This window comes from Bifidobacterium imperatoris (assembly GCF_002860405.1).
GTDB classification, from domain to species: domain Bacteria; phylum Actinomycetota; class Actinomycetes; order Actinomycetales; family Bifidobacteriaceae; genus Bifidobacterium; species Bifidobacterium imperatoris.
Genome location: NZ_NMWV01000021.1, coordinates 1 through 19,933, shown reverse-complemented (window position 1 = coordinate 19,933; position 19,933 = coordinate 1). Strand labels below are relative to the sequence as shown.

The 19,933-nt window shown below is 57.1% G+C and carries 14 protein-coding genes, 1 tRNA gene and 1 pseudogene; 7 read left to right on the top strand and 9 right to left on the bottom strand.

What is annotated here, in order from left to right; all coding sequences use genetic code 11:
• Window positions 1–2: 2 nt before the first annotated feature.
• Window positions 3–1,454 (bottom strand): replicative DNA helicase, encoded by a 1,452-nt coding sequence (gene dnaB / locus Tam1G_RS07760; protein ID WP_242689697.1) that lies wholly within the window; start codon window positions 1,452–1,454, stop codon window positions 3–5.
• Window positions 1,455–2,076: 622 nt separating this feature from the next.
• Here dnaB and Tam1G_RS07755 point away from each other — a divergent pair.
• Window positions 2,077–3,426 carry an MATE family efflux transporter gene (locus Tam1G_RS07755; protein ID WP_165781956.1) on the top strand — a complete coding sequence of 450 codons (1,350 nt, stop codon included), beginning with the start codon at window positions 2,077–2,079 and terminating at the stop codon, window positions 3,424–3,426.
• Between the two features lie 167 nt (window positions 3,427–3,593).
• Here the strand turns inward: Tam1G_RS07755 and Tam1G_RS07750 are convergent, their stop codons facing one another.
• From Tam1G_RS07750 to ftsY, 4 genes are all read right to left on the bottom strand, one after another.
• A complete protein-coding gene (locus tag Tam1G_RS07750) occupies window positions 3,594–5,420 on the bottom strand; it encodes a [protein-PII] uridylyltransferase family protein (RefSeq protein ID WP_101626091.1) in 1,827 nt (608 codons plus the stop codon).
• Window positions 5,421–5,732: 312 nt separating this feature from the next.
• Window positions 5,733–6,071 carry a P-II family nitrogen regulator gene (locus Tam1G_RS07745; protein ID WP_003828096.1) on the bottom strand — a complete coding sequence of 113 codons (339 nt, stop codon included), beginning with the start codon at window positions 6,069–6,071 and terminating at the stop codon, window positions 5,733–5,735.
• Between the two features lies 1 nt (window position 6,072).
• Window positions 6,073–7,368, bottom strand: a complete 1,296-nt coding sequence (locus tag Tam1G_RS07740) for an ammonium transporter (RefSeq protein WP_101626090.1) — start codon at window positions 7,366–7,368, stop codon at window positions 6,073–6,075.
• A 305-nt stretch (window positions 7,369–7,673) separates the two neighbouring features.
• Window positions 7,674–8,975, bottom strand: coding sequence for a signal recognition particle-docking protein FtsY (ftsY, locus tag Tam1G_RS07735; protein ID WP_101626089.1), 1,302 nt, complete (start codon window positions 8,973–8,975; stop codon window positions 7,674–7,676).
• 119 nt (window positions 8,976–9,094) lie between these two features.
• On the opposite strand from ftsY, the gene Tam1G_RS07730 reads away from it, so the two are divergent.
• Both Tam1G_RS07730 and Tam1G_RS07725 read left to right on the top strand, forming a co-directional pair.
• Window positions 9,095–9,928, top strand: coding sequence for a TetR/AcrR family transcriptional regulator (locus tag Tam1G_RS07730; protein ID WP_207553110.1), 834 nt, complete (start codon window positions 9,095–9,097; stop codon window positions 9,926–9,928).
• A 127-nt stretch (window positions 9,929–10,055) separates the two neighbouring features.
• Window positions 10,056–11,099: a glycosyltransferase family 2 protein gene (locus Tam1G_RS07725; RefSeq protein ID WP_101626087.1), complete on the top strand. Its 1,044-nt coding sequence runs from the start codon at window positions 10,056–10,058 to the stop codon at window positions 11,097–11,099.
• A 4-nt stretch (window positions 11,100–11,103) separates the two neighbouring features.
• Here the strand turns inward: Tam1G_RS07725 and Tam1G_RS07720 are convergent, their stop codons facing one another.
• Complete coding sequence (locus Tam1G_RS07720) at window positions 11,104–12,810, bottom strand: C69 family dipeptidase (RefSeq protein WP_101626086.1); 1,707 nt, start codon at window positions 12,808–12,810, stop codon at window positions 11,104–11,106.
• A 99-nt stretch (window positions 12,811–12,909) separates the two neighbouring features.
• On the opposite strand from Tam1G_RS07720, the gene Tam1G_RS07715 reads away from it, so the two are divergent.
• Window positions 12,910–12,982 (top strand) — tRNA-Lys (locus Tam1G_RS07715).
• Between the two features lie 47 nt (window positions 12,983–13,029).
• Here the strand turns inward: Tam1G_RS07715 and Tam1G_RS07710 are convergent.
• Complete coding sequence (locus Tam1G_RS07710; protein WP_101626103.1) at window positions 13,030–14,874, bottom strand: serine hydrolase; 1,845 nt, start codon at window positions 14,872–14,874, stop codon at window positions 13,030–13,032.
• 449 nt (window positions 14,875–15,323) lie between these two features.
• Between Tam1G_RS07710 and zwf the strand changes: the two genes are divergently transcribed.
• The 3 genes from zwf (at window position 15,324) to pgl (ending at window position 18,890) form a co-directional block, all read left to right on the top strand.
• Window positions 15,324–16,862 carry a glucose-6-phosphate dehydrogenase gene (gene zwf / locus Tam1G_RS07705; RefSeq protein WP_101626085.1) on the top strand — a complete coding sequence of 513 codons (1,539 nt, stop codon included), beginning with the start codon at window positions 15,324–15,326 and terminating at the stop codon, window positions 16,860–16,862.
• Window positions 16,859–17,887 carry a glucose-6-phosphate dehydrogenase assembly protein OpcA gene (locus Tam1G_RS07700; protein WP_101626084.1) on the top strand — a complete coding sequence of 343 codons (1,029 nt, stop codon included), beginning with the start codon at window positions 16,859–16,861 and terminating at the stop codon, window positions 17,885–17,887. The genes zwf and Tam1G_RS07700 overlap by 4 nt, the downstream gene beginning before the upstream one ends.
• 130 nt (window positions 17,888–18,017) lie before the next feature.
• Complete coding sequence (pgl, locus tag Tam1G_RS07695) at window positions 18,018–18,890, top strand: 6-phosphogluconolactonase (RefSeq protein ID WP_101626083.1); 873 nt, start codon at window positions 18,018–18,020, stop codon at window positions 18,888–18,890.
• 106 nt (window positions 18,891–18,996) lie between these two features.
• On the opposite strand, the gene Tam1G_RS07690 is transcribed toward pgl, so the two are convergent.
• Entirely contained in the window at window positions 18,997–19,416 is a 420-nt protein-coding gene (locus tag Tam1G_RS07690) for a hypothetical protein (RefSeq protein WP_165781954.1), read from the bottom strand.
• Window positions 19,417–19,493: 77 nt separating this feature from the next.
• Window positions 19,494–19,933 (bottom strand): annotated as a pseudogene (locus tag Tam1G_RS07685) (integrase catalytic domain-containing protein); the annotation flags it as partial.

Below are 19,933 nucleotides of genomic sequence, written 5' to 3'. Positions count from 1 at the left end.
CATCACACCCCCTGATTGGCGTTGTAGTCCTGCGGCATGTCCTTGAACTTGGACGTGGCACCGAGGAAGGCAAGATGGAAGGTTTCAGTCGGACCGTTACGATGCTTGGCCATGATGATATCGGCCTCACCTGGGCGGTCTTCCTTATCATAGAAGTCCGGACGATGCACCAGGAACACCACATCGGCGTCCTGTTCGATTGAACCGGATTCACGAAGATCTGAAAGCTGCGGTTTCTTGTCGTTACGCATTTCCGGGCCACGGTTCAGCTGCGACAAGGCCACCACCGGCACTTCGAGCTCCTTGGCCAGGAGCTTCAGCGCACGGGAGAATTCGGACACCTCTTGCTGGCGGGATTCCACGGCCTTGCCGGACGTCATCAGCTGCAAGTAATCGATGACTACAAGCTTCAGATCATTGGTCTGCTTGAGTCGGCGGCATTTTGCACGGATTTCCATCAGGGACATGTTCGGACTGTCGTCAATGAACAGCGGCGCGTTCTGCATTTTGGTCCAGAACTGGTTCAACGTGTTCCAACGTTCAGGCGTGATATCGTCCGCACGGCGAAGAGCCGCCATCGGAATATTGGTTTCGGCGGAGATAATACGCTGGGCGAGCTCCACCTTGCTCATCTCGAGGCTGAACACCACGGACGTCATATTATGATGCAGGGCGGCAGCTCGCGCGAAATCAATACCAAGCGTGGACTTACCCATAGCCGGGCGGCCTGCCACCACCACCATCTGGCCAGGCTGCAAGCCCTGAGTCACATCATCAATATCGCGGAAGCCGGTCGGCACACCCTTTTGCACCAAACCGTTCTGCAGTTTGTCCAACTGGTCGAGTGCGTCGTGCACCACCGGTCCGATGGCGGCATAGTCCTGACGAACTTTGCCCATCGACATCTCGTATATCTCGGACTGGGCGAGATTGACCACATCCTCAGCCTGCGAGCCCTCAGCGGAATAGCCAAGCTGAGCAATTTTGGTACCGGCTGCAATCACATTGCGCAAAATCGCACGCTGATGCACGATTTCGGCGTAATACATAGCGTTTGCCGCAGTCGGCACCGAAGCCACCAAGCTGTGCAGATAATCAGCGCCGCCGACTTTTTCAAGATTGCCGTCAGCGAGCAGCTGATTGGCCACCAACACCACGTCCACCGGCTGACTTGCAGAGAACAAGTCAATGATCGCCGTATAAATCGTCTGATGCTTGGGCTGATAGAAATCAGTGACGTCAATGGTTTGCGACACTTCACCAATGGCGTCCTTGCTCATCAGCATGCCGCCAAGTACTGCCATTTCCGCGTCATCATCATGCGGAGGCACACGGTCGAAAATCGGGTCGCCTGATGCTGCCGAGCCTTGCGCACCGCCACGGCCAGCGCGATTGCCGCCGTTGTCTGAGCCACCTGCGTAGTTCTGATACGAGTTGTCGCTTCCTTCTGCCATAGCTCCCCAGTATAGAAGGCGCATCTTGCAACCATCAGACTCTGCGCGTAACCGTTAGTTCGGGCGGTAGTGCGGCCACAACCACCGGAATCCATCACTATGTACGCGGCTGAACCGGGGTGCCGCAAACATAATGACGTTTTTGGCCCCGAAATCGTCATTATGTATGCGGGTACTTCGTTGGCCCGCGTACATAATGACGATTCTGACTTCATAATCATCACTATGTTTGCGGACGCTTCGTCGAGACGCGTACATAATGACGATTGCCGAGTCACCACCAAGCTGCAACGGGACTGCCACGTCCAATCCAGGCCATCTACACCCCGATTCGCGCCATCACTCCACCCGCCTCGCGCTACCCACACCATTCAGTCCGCGTAATCTGCCCCAGCTGCTCCCTCTCAGACCCCACATTGTTCACGCTGCATTCACCGGAATGTGACGCGAACGACACGCAGAAGCCGCCAATGTGGATAGAAAAATAAGTTATCCACATTTTGGGGATAACTTGGTGGATAATCCACTTGGTTATCCACATACGGGGGATAACTTGGTGGATAGTCTGGGGATAACATTGCACAGCGAAAGAGGCGAGTTGCACAACGTAGTTAAGCATGATATGCAGGCGAACGTGCACCAACAGTCTCCGACCTTCCGCTCATCAAGTCGCCAGATTCTGGCGCTGGCACTGCCCACCTTCGGCCAGCTCATCGCCGAACCCACCTTTATTCTGATCGACACCGCAATCGTGGGGCATATTGGCGATGCCGCACTGGCCGGCCTCTCCATCGGATCCACCATTATTCTGACCGCCGTGGGCCTGTGCATTTTCCTCGCTTACTCCACCACCGCGCAAGTAGCGCATCTGCTGGGTGCCGGCAAACGCCGTGAAGGATTGCAGGCCGGAATCGACGGATTATGGCTGGCTTTGGGCATCGGCATCGTCTTAGGCCTCGCGCTGTTTGCCGCCGCCGAACCATTGTGCCGCGCGCTCGGCGGTCAAGGCGAGGTACTGCGTCAGGCCACGCTTTACACCCGTGCAATCGTGCTGGGCGCGCCCGGCATGCTGCTGGTGTATGCGGCAAACGGTATTTTCCGCGGATTGCAGAAGGTGCGCATTACCCTGATCGCAGCGGTCAGCGGCGCAATCCTCAACACAGTGCTTGAGGTGCTGTTCGTGCTGGTATTCCGCTGGGGCATCGCTGGCTCCGGTGCAGCAACGCTGATTGCGCAATGGTATATGGGCATATTCCTTGTTGTTCCCGCAATTCTGTGGGCTCGTGCGGATGGCGCAAGTTTGCGACCGCGACTCGCCGGCATTGCCGCGGCGGGCGGCGACGGCATTCCTTTGTTCATTCGTACGTTGGCGATTCGCGCGGCAATGGTAGTGACGGTGGCGAGCGCGGCCCGCATGGGGACCTCGGTATTGGCCGGTTTTCAGGCAGTGAACTCCAGTTGGAACTTTGCGATGAACATGCTCGATTCGGTTGGTATTGCAGGGCAGGCATTGGTGGCTACTGCACTTGGCGCTGGCGATAGGCCGCGAGCACGCATGCTGACCAAGGCGACCGGGCGCATGGGCGCGCTCACTGGCACCGCAATCGGCTTGGGCTTTGCCATTATTGGCTTATTCGCGGGGCATTTCTTCTCCCCCACGCCGCATATTCAGCTGCTGATTGCCGTGGGTATGGTGACGATGGGCGTCTTCTTCCCACTGCAGGGTTGGATGATGGCCATTGACGGCATTCTGATTGGCGCGCGCGATTACCGGTATCTGGCGATAACCTGCACGTTGACTGCCGTAGTGTATATTGCGCTCATTGTGCCATTGGCGGGTATGGTGGCGCCGGGTTTGGGCAGCGATGCTGCGCGGACCGTACTGATTTGGACTGTTTTTAATGTGATTCTGATGGGCGGGCGTGGACTGTGCAATGGCTTGCGCGTGCGCGGGGATGTGTGGATGAGGTAGGGGGGACGGCATCGGCCGTTGGCCGATACTGTTGTTTTTGCGGCATAGCCGCGCTTCTCTCCCTCCGTCCGCCTGCGGCGGCCACCTCCCTCGTCAGAGGGAGGCTATTGACTGGGTTTTCTCGCGCAAATCCCCACCAGCCTCTCTTGCCAGAGGGAGGCTTTTGTTTACATTGCGGCGCGAACGGCGGAGTACATGGTGAGGACGATTTGTTCGCGCCATTTGGACCAGCCGTATTTCTTGATGATTGATTCGCCTGCGGTGGCACCAAGCGAGGAACCGTCAGCGCGAGTCAGGTCGAACAGCATATCCAATAGCGTCTTGTCATGATTGAGTCGATCGGCAAGATCAGCTACTACAGCCGGATCATTGGGATCCTTACCTGTCGCATACTCGGAGAGTGTCAGATGCTCGCGCACCAGCACAGTCGCCCAGTCGATAATTTGCTGCGGGTATCCCATACGTTTCAAAATCACCGGCACATGACGCGCACCTTCGGCGGCATGATCGCGCACGAACGCGCGCTTACCGATGTCATGCGTAATCGCAGCAAGCAGTAGCGCCTGATAATGCTCATCGTCATACCGACCACCCGACGGAGTATCCCGCGTAATACGCGACGTAACCTCCACCATATGACGGTCGATGGTGTATCGATGAGCTGCCGACGCGGACGGACGATTACGAATACCAAGCCATTCCGGCATCCATCGGCCCGGAATATCCACAAAGTCGATGCTTTCCCACACGTTCATCAATTGCGGGCCGCAAGCCAGCAATCGCACGAACAGTTCGCGAGATTCATCATCCCACTGATTATCGCGAATCGGACAGTTCTTGAGATTAGTCAGCGTGGACGGATTAATCGGCAAGCCAAACTCGCCGGACGCCACAGCCATGCGCAATGCGAGCTTGGCATCCTTGGCGGGTTCCACACCGGGGGCGAGCACCAGCTCACCTTCATGCTTGGCGATGCCGGGAGCCACGATGTCGAACTGCGGGGCTTCGCGCTTGCCGCCAGCGCGCTGCGAGAACATTTGGAAGAACGCGAAACGCGGCTTTTCATGCGTCAGCGAATGCTCCGCACGGGAGGCCGTGGAATCAAGCGCGAAGGAAATGCGGCGGCCGAGGCGAGCGAGCATCGTCTGCAGATCATCAATCGAATACGCGGCGCGTTCGCTTTCCGGCCAAGTCGGATCAGCGAGACCAAGCATGGCCGCCACTTTGGCTTGGTAGGGAGTCAGCAGCAGATTCGTATCTTTGCCGGCCACCAAATGAATGCAGTCGCGCACATCGAGCAGACGTTCCACAGCCTCGTCATAGCTGCCGTGCGGGCGATCGGCCAGCCAAGATGTGGCGAGCGCGGAAATCAGCACTGAATCGCGCAATCCACCGCGCGCTTCCTTAATATCCGGCTGATTGACGTATTGCAGTCTTGCGAATTCATCAAGCCTGGATTTTGCGGAATCAAGCAATTCCGGCAAACGTTTGCGAGCAGCTTTGCGCCAGCGTTCCAGAATAGACGCGGCAGTAGTGCGAATGAGTTCGGTATCTCCGGCGATGGGCTTGACATCGAGCCAACCCATTGCGGCAGGCAAATCATGGTCGGTGACCTCTTCGCACTGGGCACGGGTGCGAATGGAATGGTCAAGGTCGAGGCCGCTATCCCACAAGGGGTACCAAAGTTTATTGGCCAGTTCGTTGAGCTGCTGATCGTTCAGTGCACGAGGCTCATAAATAATGACCAGGTCGAGGTCGGAGCTCGGGCCAATCTGACCGCGGGCGAGCGAGCCGACCGCCGCGAAACCGATGCCGGAAGCAGGAACATCGAAGGAAACGGCTTGCGTGGCCTCATCCCACAGCGTTGTGAGACATTGCATGGCCAGGTCAGTGCGGGCCTTACGTTTAGCAGTGCCGTTGCGGTACACACCATCCGCATCCGGCTGGCTCATATCCATGAATCGTTGCTTCAAACCATCTACTGCCGATGCCATGTGCATCCTTTCGTACTAGTTCCGTATTAGCCATAATTTCGAGCTCGGGGGCGACGCATTCCTGGAAATGCTGCGCAAACGGAACCCTTACATGCCGCATTCCCGGAAATGCGTCGTGAAACATACCGTGGAACACATCTTCTGCGACGCAATCAGGGGAATGCGTCACAGATGGAACCTCTACGTGACGCATTCGCCGGAATGCGTCACATGGTGTCGCATATAAAAAGTCCCCGCACGGCGACGAACGCAACGTGCGGGGACCTGTCTTACTTTGATAGCCCGAACCTCTCTGGAGGAATCGGACGCCTATCAGATGGCGGCGGAACCGGTCTCGCCGGTACGCACGCGAGTCACGGAGTCAAGCGGGGCAACCCACACCTTGCCGTCACCGATGGTGCCGGAGCCGGCGGACTTGACGATCACACCGACCAGCGTCTCGGCATCGGCGTCATCGGCCAGAACCTCGATGCGGATCTTCGGAATCAGGTCCACGGTGTATTCAGCGCCACGGTAAACCTCGGTGTGGCCACGCTGACGGCCATAGCCGTTAGCCTCGGACACGGTCAGACCGTGCACGCCGGCGGCTGCGAGAGCCTCCTTGACGTCGTCAAGCTTATGGGGCTGGATGATAGCGGTAATCAGCTTCATCTCACTTCACCTCCTTGAGAACAGAGCTGGCAGTACCAGCAAAATCGTAAGCACGTTCGCCCTGATCGGCAAGATCGATGCCGCCGACTTCCTGAGCTTCGGTGACGCGCCAGCCGATGGTCTTCTCAAGAGCGAAGGCGATGATGGCGGTGATCACTGCGGAGTAGAGGATAGCAACGAGAGCGATGATGAGCTGGACAACGAGCTGCCTCCAGTCGCCACCAGCCAGCAGGCCAGTGCCTTCGCCGAAGAAGCCGATGAGCAGGGTGCCGGTGAAACCACCAACGCCGTGGACGCCGACCACATCGAGGGAGTCATCGTAGCCGAACTTGAACTTCAGACCGCAGGCGAGGCAGGTCAGGATGCCGACGATAGCGCCGAGCACGATGGCCCACAGCGGGGAGACCACATCAGCAGCCGGGGTGATGCCGACCAGGCCAGCGACCATACCGGAAGCAGCACCCATAGCGGTGTAGTGGCCGGAACGAATCTTTTCAGTGAAGCCCCAAGAAAGCATTGCAGCAGCGGTTGCAGCGGAGGTGGAGACCCAGGCGTAGCCAGCAGTGCCGTTGGCGGCGAAGGCGGAACCTGCGTTGAAGCCGAACCAGCCGAACCACAGCAGGAAGGCGCCGAGCATCACGAACGGAACGTTGTGCGGACGGAACGGCTGGGTGCCGAAGCCCTTGCGCTTGCCGATGATCAGCACGATGATCAGAGCAGCGACTGCAGCGTTGATGTGGACGACCGTACCACCTGCGAAATCGTGAGCGGTTGCGCCGATGGCCTTGGAGATGGCGCCCTCACCGGAGAGCAGGCCGCCGTTCCAGACCATGTGGGCCATAGGAGCGTAGTCGAAGGTGATCCACAGGGCGACGAAGATCATCCAGGTGCTGTACTTCACACGCTCAGCGATAGCGCCGCAAATCAGGCCGACGGTGATCATGGCGAAGGCCACCTGGAAGGCAACGTCAACGGAAACCGGGTAGTTGTTGCTGTTCAGGCCGGTGGTGGTGAACACACCATCCTGGGCGACCATGGAGTCCTTCAGCAGGAAGCCGCTGGCCGGATCGCCGAAGATGCCGCCGATGTCAGAACCGGCGTAGGCGATGGACCAACCCCACAGGGTCCAAATAATCATGGTGACTGACAGTGCAGCCGCCTCAAGCATCAGCATGTTCAGAACGGCCTTGGCACGAACCATACCGCCGTAGAAGAACGCCACACCAGGCGTCATGAGGAAAACCAAGGACGCAGATGTAAGAATCCATGCGGTATTTCCGGAATCGAGCGCTCCCATGTCTACCTCCCTCTCTTTGTTCATGGCGCCGGGCTTGAAATCTGTAGTAGCCGGCGTCTTGTTCCAATAAATGCCGTCCCCCTTGTGGGGGCTAACAGTTCGTCAGTAAAAGCCGGTTGCGTTTTCAATTCGTTACGCCAAGTTACGCGATTGTTAAGCGCTACCGCATGAAATCGGCACATTTAAGGGGAGGATTTTGGCTTGATTTCAACGGATATGGCAAGGCCCTGAATTATGTTTCGAACATAATTCAGGGCCTTGTTTGCGTGACTTGCGGCGTTTTACGCGTTCACAACGTGGACGCGTCAGGCAAGGATGCCGTCTACGAATCCTTCCGGATCGAATGGGGCCAGGTCGTCCGGGCCTTCGCCGAGGCCGACGAGCTTGACCGGCACGCCGAGTTCCTTCTGCACGGAGATCACGATGCCACCCTTAGCGGAGCCGTCCAACTTGGAGAGCACCACGCCGGTGATGCCGATGGCTTCGGCGAATACCTTGGCCTGAGCCATACCGTTCTGCCCGGTGGTGGCATCCAGCACCAGCAGTACTTCGCTTACTGGCAGCTGCTTCTCGGTAACGCGGCGAATCTTGCCGAGCTCATCCATCAGGTTCGACTTGTTCTGCAGTCGGCCAGCGGTATCGATAATCAACACGTCCGCATTCAATTCCTTGGCCTTGCCAGCAGCCTCGAATGCCACGGAAGCCGGATCTGCGCCATCCTTATCCGAACGCACCACCGGCACGTTCACGCGAGCGCCCCAGGTTTCCAACTGATCAGCGGCGGCTGCACGGAAGGTGTCGGCCGCACCCATCACCACCTGCTTGCCTTCAGCCACGAAGAGTCGAGCAAGCTTACCTGCAGTGGTGGTCTTGCCGGTACCGTTCACACCCACCATGATGATGACGGAAGGCTTATCCGCGCCAGGCTTCTCAGCATTCAGGCGGCGGTCGGTATCACGGCCCACCAAGTCGAGGAGCTTCTCCTTCAACGTGGCACGCACTTCAGTCGGGTCGGCTTTGCCGGTAATACGAGCATCAGTACGAAGATCATCGACCAGCTGGGCAGAGGCTTCCGCGCCAACATCGGCAAGCAGCAGCGTATCTTCAACGTCTTCCCAATCAGCCTCAGAAAGATTGTCTTTGGCCAGAATGTTGAACAACGCCTTGCCGAATGGATTGCCGGACTTGGCGAGCTTGGCCTTCAGACGAGTCAGTCGAGAACCAACTGACTCCGGGGATTCAGGCTCAGGTTCGCCTGCCGGAGCAGATTCAGGAGCGACTGCGGCTGCAGCCGGTGCAGCTTCGGTAGTCGGCTCGGCAGTCGGCTCAGTATCCGATGATTCAGCTGACTGTGCAGTACCCTCAACCTCGACAGTACCCTCAACCTCGACAGTACCCTCAGCCTCAGCAGCAGCCTTAGCCTCAGCAGCCAAGCGCGCATCTGCCGCAGCCTTAGCATCGCGCGTACGCTGATTATCCGGAGCACCCTTGCCCATTGCACGGTCAAGATCACGTTTACGAGACTTAGACAGCCAGATGCTTACAGCAATCAATATGACTGCTACAACTATCACGCCAACAATGGCCAGAACAGTATTCATTTCCATAGTTGCCAGTCTAAATGTGGGCCTTCCCGTAAGCGCCAAGCAAACGGCCACTCTGCCGCCAACTTGCCCCACCGACTTACCCACCGACTATGGTGGTCACCATGGCACATTCCTCACGTATGACTTCACTGCAGCGACGAGAACAGCTGATTTCGGTCGGCCGGGCCCTGTTCGCATCCAAAGGATTCGAAGCAGTAAGCATGGAGGAAATCGCCGCGCATGCCAAGGTTTCCAAGCCGATCGTGTATGAGCATTTCGGCGGTAAAGAAGGCCTGTATGCGGTGATTGTGGACCGCGAGATGCGCGCGCTAATCAGCACGCTAGCGGCCGCACTCGATGCGCCGACCATGCATCCGCGTCAGATTGTGGAGCGCACGGCTTTGGCGCTGCTCACCTATATTGAGGAGAACGCGGAAGGATTCCAGGTGTTGGTGCGCGATTCGCCGAGCACCGACCCGTCCGGCTCGTTCAGCTCGCTGCTGGGCGATATTTCCATGCGCGTGGAGGATATTCTCTCCGAAGCGTTCAAACGTCAGAAGCTCTCCACGAAGGGCGTGCCGTATTATGCACAAATGTTGGTGGGCATGACCGTGTTCACCGGACAGTACTGGGCGGATCGTCCGAAGGTTAGCAAAGAGCAGCTTGCCGCCTATATTGTGGATTTGGCATGGCATGGCTTGAGCAGGCTTGATTCCAAGCCTCGCTTGCTGTTCGAGGGCGCGAAAGCTCAACGTGAAGCGCAGAAGGCTTTGCAGCGAGAGGCGAATCAGCCGTATCTAAGTGCCGGATTAGATAGTGTCAGCGAAAATGGACAGCGGAGCTTGCCGGAAAACACGGATTCCGGATACGCTGACCCGGAACAACCGGAACACACTGAACAGGCCGCACACCCTGGACACACAACACTGCAAGCGCCACTACAGAATGTGAATTCAGACCAACAGCTTGCGTAATACTCTGCCGTCATCGTCGGTAAGGTGCTACGGTTTGAACAGCATAACGAACATATCGCTTGATGCATTTATTGTGATGCAATGATGCCCAACGATACGACATTGAACATTTGAGGACGTAACTGGTATGGCCAACGCGGTACAGACGGCAAAAACGCTCACCTTCGTGATTCCCGCATACAACATGGAGTCCTATCTTGACCGTTGCGTCAATTCGGTGCTTTCCGCCTCGAACCCTGAGGATATCGAGGTACTGATTGTGGACGATGGCTCGAAAGACGGCACGCTGGAATATGCGCAGAAGCTGGAGCGCAATAATCCGGGGATCGTGCGAGCCATTCATCAGGAGAACAAGGGCCACGGCGGTGCAGTGAACACCGGTATTGCAGCGGCCTCTGGCATGTATGTCAAGGTTGTGGATGCGGATGATTGGGTGGATCCGCAGGCCATCAACACTGTTATGGATACGCTGCGAGCGCAGCGCGATACCACCGAGCCCATCGACATGCTGGTTACCAACTATGTGTATGACAAAGTGGCTAAGCGTCATAAGCATACGGTGAATTTCCGCCGCGTGATTCCTGCCGGCCGCGTGCTCGGCTGGGATGATTTGGGCCATTTCGGCTTGGCGCAGTACATCATTATGCATGCGCTCACCTTCCGCACGCAGGTGGTGCGCGATTCTGGTTTGAAGCTGCCTGAGCATACGTTCTATGTGGACTTCTACTACTCGTATCAGCCATTCCCGTGGGTGAAGCGCATTCAGTATTTGGATGTGCCGTTCTACCACTATTTCATCGGCCGTGAAGGCCAGAGCGTGCAGACTGATGTGATGATTCGCCGTGTCGATCAGCTGCGCTTGGTGAATCGTTTGATGACTGAGGCTACGCCGGAACGCGGCACTGTGCCTGAGGGACTGTATCGCTATATGATTCACTTCCTGGCGATTGAGTCTTCGGTGACTTCTGTATTCCTGATTCTTTCGCGAGATAAGGCGAACTATGTCAAGAAGCGCGAGCTGTGGGATGCGATTGACGCGTATTCGCCGGCTATTGGGCATGATGTGCGCAGCAAGCTGATGTCGCGCGCCATCAACCTTCCCGGTTCGGCTGGTCGTTGGATTGTGCGCAACGGCTACACCATCGCCGAGAAGGTCGTCGGATTTAACTGATTATTCAGTCCGTCCAGCGATCGGACATGGCGAAACTGTTGTGCATCAGGTTGCTGGCCGTGTAGACCACAGTATTGAGCAGTTTGGTGGTGTGTTCTCGCAGATAGTCGGCCATCTGCTGATTCGACTGCTCCAGTGCGCGCTGTGCAGGCTGCGCCGCCTCAGCAACATCCACGGCATCCACAGCCTCAGCAGCCATCTCCTCAATCTGAATATCAGTTTGATCAACTAACCGGTGGCCGAATGCACGCACGCCTTCCGCGTACCCTTCGATAGCACTATGCGTTTCAAACCAATGTGCATCCGCCACTACGGCAATCAGTCGATTCGTCCAATACAGGTTATCCGTAGAAACTTCCGGTGTAGTGTCCCTCAGGTAGGCCGGCGTATCGTTCACGTTCGCATAGAACGGCGCAATAGTAGTAAAGGGACCGGAGCCGAAGGAAACCCACAGCACCGCGCGATTGACAGCCGCCGCATACGGGCGCAGCTGAATCGCCACCATATGCCCGGTACGGTTCACGCCAATCGGACGGTACCGGTGGCGCGATTCCGGAGTGCCCTTAGTGCCATACGGATCATATGGCGTGCCCTCAAAGTGGCTGGAAAGCAGGAAATCCACATCCTCCAAGCTCACCTTGTTTTCCGGCACACGGCACCATGGAATATCGTCTGATTCTGGCGTATAACGGGCAGCCGGAGAATCCCAATCCTCACTGGGGTTCAAATACCGCTGCATATACCAAGCGCGAGGCGTGTTATAGATGTGATCCTTAGGCGTGGTGTTGCCGAACACCTTGCGAGGATTGAAACGGTTCGGCAAAGCGGCTGCACGTGCAGCAATGACTGCAGCGCGATTCGAAGCCGCAGCATCGGAACCCGCAGCAACAGTAGCGGCGGCAGCACGGCGTGCATGGGAGCCGGTACGAGCGCTGGAACTGGATGAGCCATGAGCATGACGCCCACCAGCAGCAACCGGCGCACCCATGGTGCGGTCAAGATGATATTCGGCGATGAATTCACGCAAATCAGCGCTGCACAGATATTCGCGCTGACGGCCGAACGCATCAGCAAGATTGAAATCATCGATGCCAAGCTGGTTGGGAATCGTGGCATAGCAATCATCTGGCACGCGGCGCGCAATCCAATGGTGGCCACCAATGGTTTCCACATACCAGATTTCGTCCACATCGGAAATAATCACACCGTTTGACTCGTAAGTGCCATAGGTTTCGAGCAGCTTGCCGAGCCGCGCGACGCCTTCGCGCGCGGTAGTGACATACGGCAGCACGAGTGTGATGATGTCTTCCTCGCCGATGCCGCCCGGCTGTTCAGGCTGATAGCCTTCCTCGTCCGGCTCACCCACAGCTGGCCTGAATTCGACCATCGGGTCGGCGGCGAGCACGCGCTCGTTAACGGAGATGGTTTCGGTGGCGCTCATCGCCACATTGTGCTCATTAGCGCCGGCCTCAGCGAGCACGCCGCGGTTATGCAGCACATTAGGAGCGATGGTGTAGCGGCAAGGATTGTCTGGAAGTTCGATTTCCACGTGGCTCAACACACTGCGGTAATGCCTTAGCTGATCTTCGGGCATTACCACCACGAGATGCTTGGGATCATAACGACCGGAACCTGAGTCATCATCTCGGGCGATGATGGTCGAGCCGTCGTAACTTGCGTTCTTTCCGATGAGAATCGTGGTGCATGACATGGTGCCCCACTCTAGGAGCCGGACTGGTCGGTTTCAAAATCGATTGTGCGCAACGCCGATTATGCATTGTCCGACATTCGCGTGTATCTTAGAAACGTTGCCCCTCTAGCTCAACGGTTAGAGCAGCGTCCTTTTAAGTCGTGGGTTGTGGGTTCGAATCCCACGGGGGGCACAAATAAACCCTTGGAATCTCAATGATTCCAAGGGTTTTTTCTTACCTTACAAATCTTCGTAAATCAGCAGGCTGGCTTGCGCAATCTTGTACCAACTTGATCCGTCGGTCATAATCACCATCGCATAGTCGCCTTTATCACATCGCACAATAGCCGCGTCATGCAATAGCCCATCCAAGAAGCCAACCTTATCTTGCACAACACCATCGGAGCCGATGCCAGTAGGAATACCGTCGCGATACACCTGCGTTTCCATAAGCTGGAACAAACGATCCGTGGAGTCGGTGTTAGCAATCGTATTGTTATAGAAGCCCTTAAGCACAGTAGCCAAATCATTTGCAGTGGTACGCATATCGCCGACTGCAAAGTTGGTGTTGTTCGCGCCGATTTCATGAGCCTGCTGCGTCACCGCGTCGAATCCATAACGGCTCAGCCACGCTTCAGGGCAATCATTGTCAGAGTTCACGATCATGGTAGCCATGCAGGAACTCAACGTCATGCCGTTAAGCGAACTATCCCACGTCAGCTGACCGGTTTCCACAGCATGAATCATCGAATACGCCACGAACAGCTTGTATGTACTCGCCGAAGTGGTTACCGTATCCGCATTGATCTGCAGCTTGGATTCACCGGTTTTCAAATCATAAACAGCAACAGAATATGTGGCGTCGCCGAACAGCTGCTTGAGCTTATCTTCCGTGCTTCCAGTGGTGGGCAGCCCGTCATATAGCTCGAGGTTATCCACCTGATTCATCGTGATAGCAACCGGAGAATTCTGCCCGCTGGCGAGCATGGCAGCTACCGCATTCGCAGTCGTAGTCGCGTCAATCGCACGAGACGCACGGCCCTTGACCGCGAACAATGCGGGCACCACATTGGCGTCGGCGACTTTTTGCGCAGCCTGCAATGCAATACCCTGCGATTTCAGTCGATTCATCAGCTTGACGCTGCCGATAGTGACGTCCAGTTTGGTGTTGTCGTCCGCATTGACGGTTGTGCTAATCGTCGGAATAATATCGCTGGCGGAAATCGTCCAACTGCCGTCGCCATACGTGAACGTAACCCCATCGCCCAAAGCCTGATTAATGGTGTTCAGCATCTGCTGTGCGGTATCGTTCACCGCTGTTGGCTGGGTGACGTTCATCTCAAGCGTGGCGGTAACCAAATCGCCCTTTGCGCTGGAAGAACGAGTGTAATCAGCGGCCTTAAAAATATCAGTGGCGTTGAAGGCGTAACCGACTCGAGCATCCACGGTTTGCAGCGTACCGTCTACTGCGCGCACGGCAGCATTGCGCGCATCGGATTGCGTTTGCTGCTTGGACGAGCCCAATGCGTTCGGCAACGAATCAGAAGAAGTGTTGTGTACGAACAGCCAGGAGAACGGAATAATGCGCTCGGCAAAGGAGTGGCTGGCAGCTTCTTTTGCGCGCGCGGTGTAGTCAACCGTGATGCCGGCTTGCTTGGCCGTAAGCGTCACTTTGGTTGAGGTTGTGGTATCGGTAAGCGTAACGTCGCGCTGTGCTACTGCGGCATTCAGCTTGCTTGCCGCCTGTTGAGCGCTTTGCCCGCCCACTGCATAACCGTCAAGCGTGGCCAATGGATAGAACCGATCGGACGGCCAGAACAGTTGGAACAGTTCAACCAGCAGGACCGCGCCAAAGCACACCACTACAATGCGGCGACGGGTATACACACCACCGGAGAGCACGGTAACTTTGCCAAAACGACGTTTGGTGGGAGTGTGCTTGCCGTAATCTTTGGCGCTGAGATTGTGAAGCACTTTAGGTACAGCACGCAGAGCTTTCCATACCGGCCGCAAGGTTGACGCCACGGTTCTTTGCGCTTGCTGTTTGCGCTGCTTTCCACTTGCTTGCACAGATGGCTCAGCCATGCGGTGTTTGCGCTCAGTCTCCATTGATGCATTTTCTGCATTGTGCTGAGAGGCATGGTGAGACGGCGGAAAAGAAGGTGGTGTTTTAGGCATGCGGGTACTTCATAAATCGCTAGCTGGTATTTTTCAATCAAATGATGGACATTATTTTTCTCCAACACTATGACATGACTATTTCATAGTCTTTATGTTGAAAAACAAGGGAATAGTTAGCTGAATATCACCTGAGCGTTGCCAGTACGCCGGCGGCAATATTGACGGATTACTGCGCGTTTCACAATGATAATCCACACGTTTGCGGTTTTTATCCATAAACATATTGCAATTGCTATCAATCGCATATCACTATTGCCTTTGGGCACTATTGCGGATCAAAGGTGCTGCACATCACAGCATTTTTAGTATCGCTTCTAGCGATACATGCCCGGCGAGGTCTACGCTTAGGGAGTATGAGTGAACTTTCCAACTGGAGCAATCCGTTGCGCGATTCGCGCGACTTGCGCCTGCCTCGCATCGCCGGCCCCTGCAGCCTGGTGATTTTCGGCGTTACCGGCGACTTGGCGCAGAAGAAGCTGCTGCCAGCCGTCTACGATCTGGCCAACCGTGGCCTGTTGCCGCCAAGCTTTGGCCTGACCGGCTTCGCCCGCCGCGACTGGACGCAAGAGCATTTCATCGAATTCGTCAAGGCTGCCGTGCAGGCCCACTGCCGTACACCGTTCAAGGAGTCGACGTGGAAGAATCTGGCCGCCGGCATCCGCTTTGTGCGCGGCACCTTCGACGACCCGGAGGCATTCGAACGCCTGAGCGCCACCGTGCAGGAGCTTGACCGCGACCGTGGCACCCGCGGCAATCATGCGTTCTACATGTCCGTGCCGCCGCGCGCATTCCCGATCGTGGCCAAGCAGCTGGCCGCATCCGGCCTGTCTCGATCTTCTGAAGGCGCATGGCGTCGCGTGATCATCGAGAAGCCGTTCGGCCATGATCTGGCCAGCGCCAAGGAACTGGACCATGTGGTGTCCGAGGTGTTCGACCCGAGCTCCGTGTTCCGTATCGACCACTATCTCGGCAAGGAAACCGTGCAGAACCTGCTGGCCCTGCGCTTCGCCAACGCCATGTACGAGCCGATTTGGAATGCAAACTACGTGGATCACGTGCAGATCACGATGGCTGAGGATATCGGCATCGGCGGCCGTGCTGGTTACTATGGCGGCATCGGCGCTGCACGCGATGTGATTCAGAACCATCTGCTGCAGCTCATGGCATTGACCGCCATGGAGGAGCCAGTGAGCTTCACCGCCAAGGATCTGACTGCCGAAAAAACCAAGGTGCTCTCCGCAGTGCGTCTGCCGAAGGACCTCAGCCTTACCACCGCTCGCGGCCAGTATGCTCGCGGCTGGCAGGGCTCGCACGAAGTTGTCGGCTACTTGGAGGAGAAGGGCATCGACCCGGCTTCCACCACGGAAACCTATGCTGCAATCCAGCTTGATATCGATACCCGCCGTTGGGCTGGCGTACCGTTCTATCTGCGCTGCGGCAAACGCCTGGGCAAGCGCGTGACCGAAATTGCCGTGGTGTTCAAGCGCGCACCGCATCTGCCGTTCGAGCAGACCGCCGTACGCGAACTCGGCAAGAACGCCATTGTGATTCGTGTGCAGCCAGATGAAGGCGTGACTATGCGCTTCGGCGCCAAGGTGCCGGGCGGCACCACGATGGAGGTCCGTGACGTGAACATGGACTTCAGCTATGGCCGCTCCTTCACCGAGAACTCTCCGGAAGCCTACGAGAGGCTGATTCTGGATGTGCTGCTCGGTGATCCGCCACTGTTCCCGACCACCGAAGAGGTGAACCTGAGCTGGGAAATCCTCGATCCGATTGAAGAATTCTGGTCCACGCTCGGCCAGCCGCAGCCTTATCGTGCAGGCACGTGGGGTCCGGCTGAGGCCGACGAAATGCTGGCGCGCGAAGGCCGCCACTGGAGGATGCCATGATCATCGATTTGCCGAATACGCGCACGCGCGAAATCGCTCATAAGATTGAGCAGCTGCATGAGGAGCGCGGCGAATCCGCTACCGGCCGCGTGCTGACGCTGCTGATTTCCACTGATGATAATGAGCTCGAGCATGCGCTGGAAGTCGCTAATGCGGCAAGCCGTGAGCATCCTTGCCGTGTGATTGCGATTGTGCCGGATACGCATTATGCCGATGATGCTGGTGCCGCTGGTACTGCTGCCGCAGATGCTGATGGCACTGATGGCGTGAAGGCTATGGAGAAAACCGACAACCCGGCCATTGATCTAACCGATGGCCCGGCTGAGTCAAATCTCAATGCTCAAGTGCGCTTTGGTGCTGATGCTGGTGCTGGCGAAATCATCATTCTGCGCCCGCGCGGTGGCCTGATCAATCATCCGGATACGCTGGTGATTCCGCTGCTGGTTCCGGATGTGCCGGTGGTGGCTTGGTGGCCGACGAATCCGCCGTCCAATCCGTCTAAGGATTTGATGGGTGCGATGGCCCGCAGCCGCATTACCGATGCGCTGCGTTCTAATAATCCTGAGGCCACGATTGAGCGCCTGCGCCGTAATTGGACTCCGGAAGACATTGATTTGTCGTGGACCCGCCTGACCGTGTGGCGCGCAATGCTGGCCTCCATGCTGGACCAGCCGCCGCATCTGCCGATTACCGCGGTGAAGGTTACCGGCCCGCAGGAATTCCTACCGATGGATTTGCTGTGTGCATGGCTGCGCTTGAAGCTCGGCGTGCAGGTGGACGTGGAGTACACGGCCAACGCTGAAGCCGTGACCGGCGTGTATCTGACTCGCGCGGATGGCGTGGTGTCTTTGGAGCGTCCGCATGAAGATCAGGCCTTGATTTCCATGCCTGGTCAGGCTCCGCAAACGATTTCCGTGCCGGTACGCACGATTGAGGACTGCCTGACCGAGGAATTGCGCCGCATCGACCCCGATGAGGTGTATGCCGAAGTCATCAACGAAGGCTGGGATTTGATTCGTCACTAAAGCGGCTCCATCACGGCTCCCCTCAACGAAAAACGCATCTTTCGCGGCAACGATTTCTCTGGCTCCCCTCTCTGAGGGGAGCTGTCACCGCAGGTGACTGAGGGGAGCCCTGTCATACCAAGGAATACTTATGGCCAATCGCACACTCATTGTTTATCCCAATAAAGATCTGATGCTGCAAGCCGGCGCACAGCGACTGGTACTCACGTTGCTGGATTTGCTTGCCGAACGTCTGCCTTCCGGAGCTCATCGCTCGCGCGTGGATGTGGCGTTATCTGGCGGTTCAGCTGCCCAACCTCTCGGATTAGTGTTGTCCAATCCGCTGGCTAAGGCAATTGACTGGAATCGCGTGCATTTCTGGTTCAGCGACGAGCGTTTCGTACCAGCCTACGACACCGATCGCAACGCACTTGAAGCTCGCCGTCTCTTGCTTGACCAACTCGTCGCTGAGGGCAAGCTGCCGGAAACGAATATCCATGAGATGCCTGCCGACACCCGTCCTGCAGATGAGATTGCCACCACCATGGCTAACGCAGACAGCGATGATGATTCCGTACGCGACGCAGCCGACACCGATAACGCAACCCTGCTGGATGCTGCTGCACGTGAATACGAAAATGAGCTCACCCGCGAAATGGGCCCGGAGCCGGTGTTTGATCTGATGATTCTGGGCATGGGACCGGATGGCCATTATGCGTCACTGTTCCCGGCTTCCTCCGGTCATCATGAAGTGGAAGTCACCGACCGACTCACTGTTGGCGTGAGTCACTCCCCCAAGATGCCTCCATTGCGCATCTCGCTGACCGCACCGCTTATCGCCCGTTCACACCATACCTGGTTCTTCGCAGCCGGCGCCGGCAAGGCCGACGTTTTGGCACACGTGTTCGCTGCTCAAACCAACGGCGACGGATTCACCGGCGACCCCGAATACCCGTCCTCCTTCGCTGGCGGAGTAGACGAATTCACCTGGTTCTCCACCGAAGAAACCGTAACCAAGCTGTAGTCCGACTACTCGCAACCACCTCCATGGCTTCCCTAGAATAATGTCCGGAGAAGCCACGTCGATGTCAGGCATGCTACCGTCGCTGATAGCATTGCAGCATTAATTATCAGCGGCGGAACAAATCACCGAGTTTCTTCGACATATCACCCTGTTGCGTTGACACCTCAGGTTGCGTTAATCCCGGTTCTGTTGATGTCTGCTCACCTTGAGCGCTCTCCCCCTCAGCATGAACCATAGTGTTGCGCAGCAGCTTTGCTTCCTGACCAATCTGCTTAGCCCCTGATGCTATTGCCTTGCCGGCCTTATTGCTTACCGCGACCACATCGGTGCCAAGTTGTTTGGCATTCGCCGCCACGCTACCGGCACCGTCAGCAATAAGCTTGCCGGCGGCCTCATGCCATCGTGGAGCCATCACAATAGCCACACGGTCCGCCTCCACACCAACGGCAAGCGCGAATTGCGATAATTGGGCATGAGCGGCATCGAGATGGCGCAAAGCATCATCCACAGCAAATGGATGGAGCAATTTCTGCTGCGAGGTGCCTCATTTGAAAATGAGCGCGTAATCCGGAGTGGTGCCTCACCTGTGGTGAGCGTGAAATCCTAGTCCGCGTCGGCTTGTGGGGTTTCGTCGTCTTCCGGTTCGACGCCCGCGATCCGGGCGAGCGTCTTGTTCAAGTATGCCATGTCCGGGCCCATGCGTCTGGCCAGCCGCGCGGTGCGCGGTGCCGCCAGTGCTTCGAGCCGGTCCTGGATGTCGTGGATGCGGCGGACGAGCTCGGCCGGGTTCACGGTCGCGAGCGTGTGTTCGATCTCCTCTCGCTTGTCGTCGGGTATGAAGCCGGGGCCGCCGGCGGCCCTGTCCGCCTCGTCGAACTCCTTGAGCCGCTCCCACGGGGTGCGTGGTGCGTCGTAGACGCGGCGGGGACGGCCGTCCCGGGTGCTTTCGCGCGCGACCGGCTTCTTGGACGGGGTGAACAGGTTGGCCTTGACGCGCACCAGCTCCCATAGCTCGTTGAGCAGGCCGAGCTCATCGACGGTGT

Coding starts and splice junctions, on each gene's coding strand:
- dnaB (WP_242689697.1), bottom strand. CDS start 1,454: ATGGCAGAAGGAAGCGACAACTCGTATCAGAACTACGCAGGTGGCTCA.
- zwf (WP_101626085.1), top strand. CDS start 15,324: ATGAGTGAACTTTCCAACTGGAGCAATCCGTTGCGCGATTCGCGCGAC.
- Tam1G_RS07700 (WP_101626084.1), top strand. CDS start 16,859: ATGATCATCGATTTGCCGAATACGCGCACGCGCGAAATCGCTCATAAG.
- ftsY (WP_101626089.1), bottom strand. CDS start 8,975: ATGGAAATGAATACTGTTCTGGCCATTGTTGGCGTGATAGTTGTAGCA.
- pgl (WP_101626083.1), top strand. CDS start 18,018: ATGGCCAATCGCACACTCATTGTTTATCCCAATAAAGATCTGATGCTG.
- Tam1G_RS07720 (WP_101626086.1), bottom strand. CDS start 12,810: ATGTCATGCACCACGATTCTCATCGGAAAGAACGCAAGTTACGACGGC.
- Tam1G_RS07725 (WP_101626087.1), top strand. CDS start 10,056: ATGGCCAACGCGGTACAGACGGCAAAAACGCTCACCTTCGTGATTCCC.
- Tam1G_RS07750 (WP_101626091.1), bottom strand. CDS start 5,420: ATGGCATCGGCAGTAGATGGTTTGAAGCAACGATTCATGGATATGAGC.
- Tam1G_RS07745 (WP_003828096.1), bottom strand. CDS start 6,071: ATGAAGCTGATTACCGCTATCATCCAGCCCCATAAGCTTGACGACGTC.
- Tam1G_RS07710 (WP_101626103.1), bottom strand. CDS start 14,874: ATGGCTGAGCCATCTGTGCAAGCAAGTGGAAAGCAGCGCAAACAGCAA.
- Tam1G_RS07730 (WP_207553110.1), top strand. CDS start 9,095: ATGACTTCACTGCAGCGACGAGAACAGCTGATTTCGGTCGGCCGGGCC.
- Tam1G_RS07755 (WP_165781956.1), top strand. CDS start 2,077: ATGCAGGCGAACGTGCACCAACAGTCTCCGACCTTCCGCTCATCAAGT.
- Tam1G_RS07740 (WP_101626090.1), bottom strand. CDS start 7,368: ATGGGAGCGCTCGATTCCGGAAATACCGCATGGATTCTTACATCTGCG.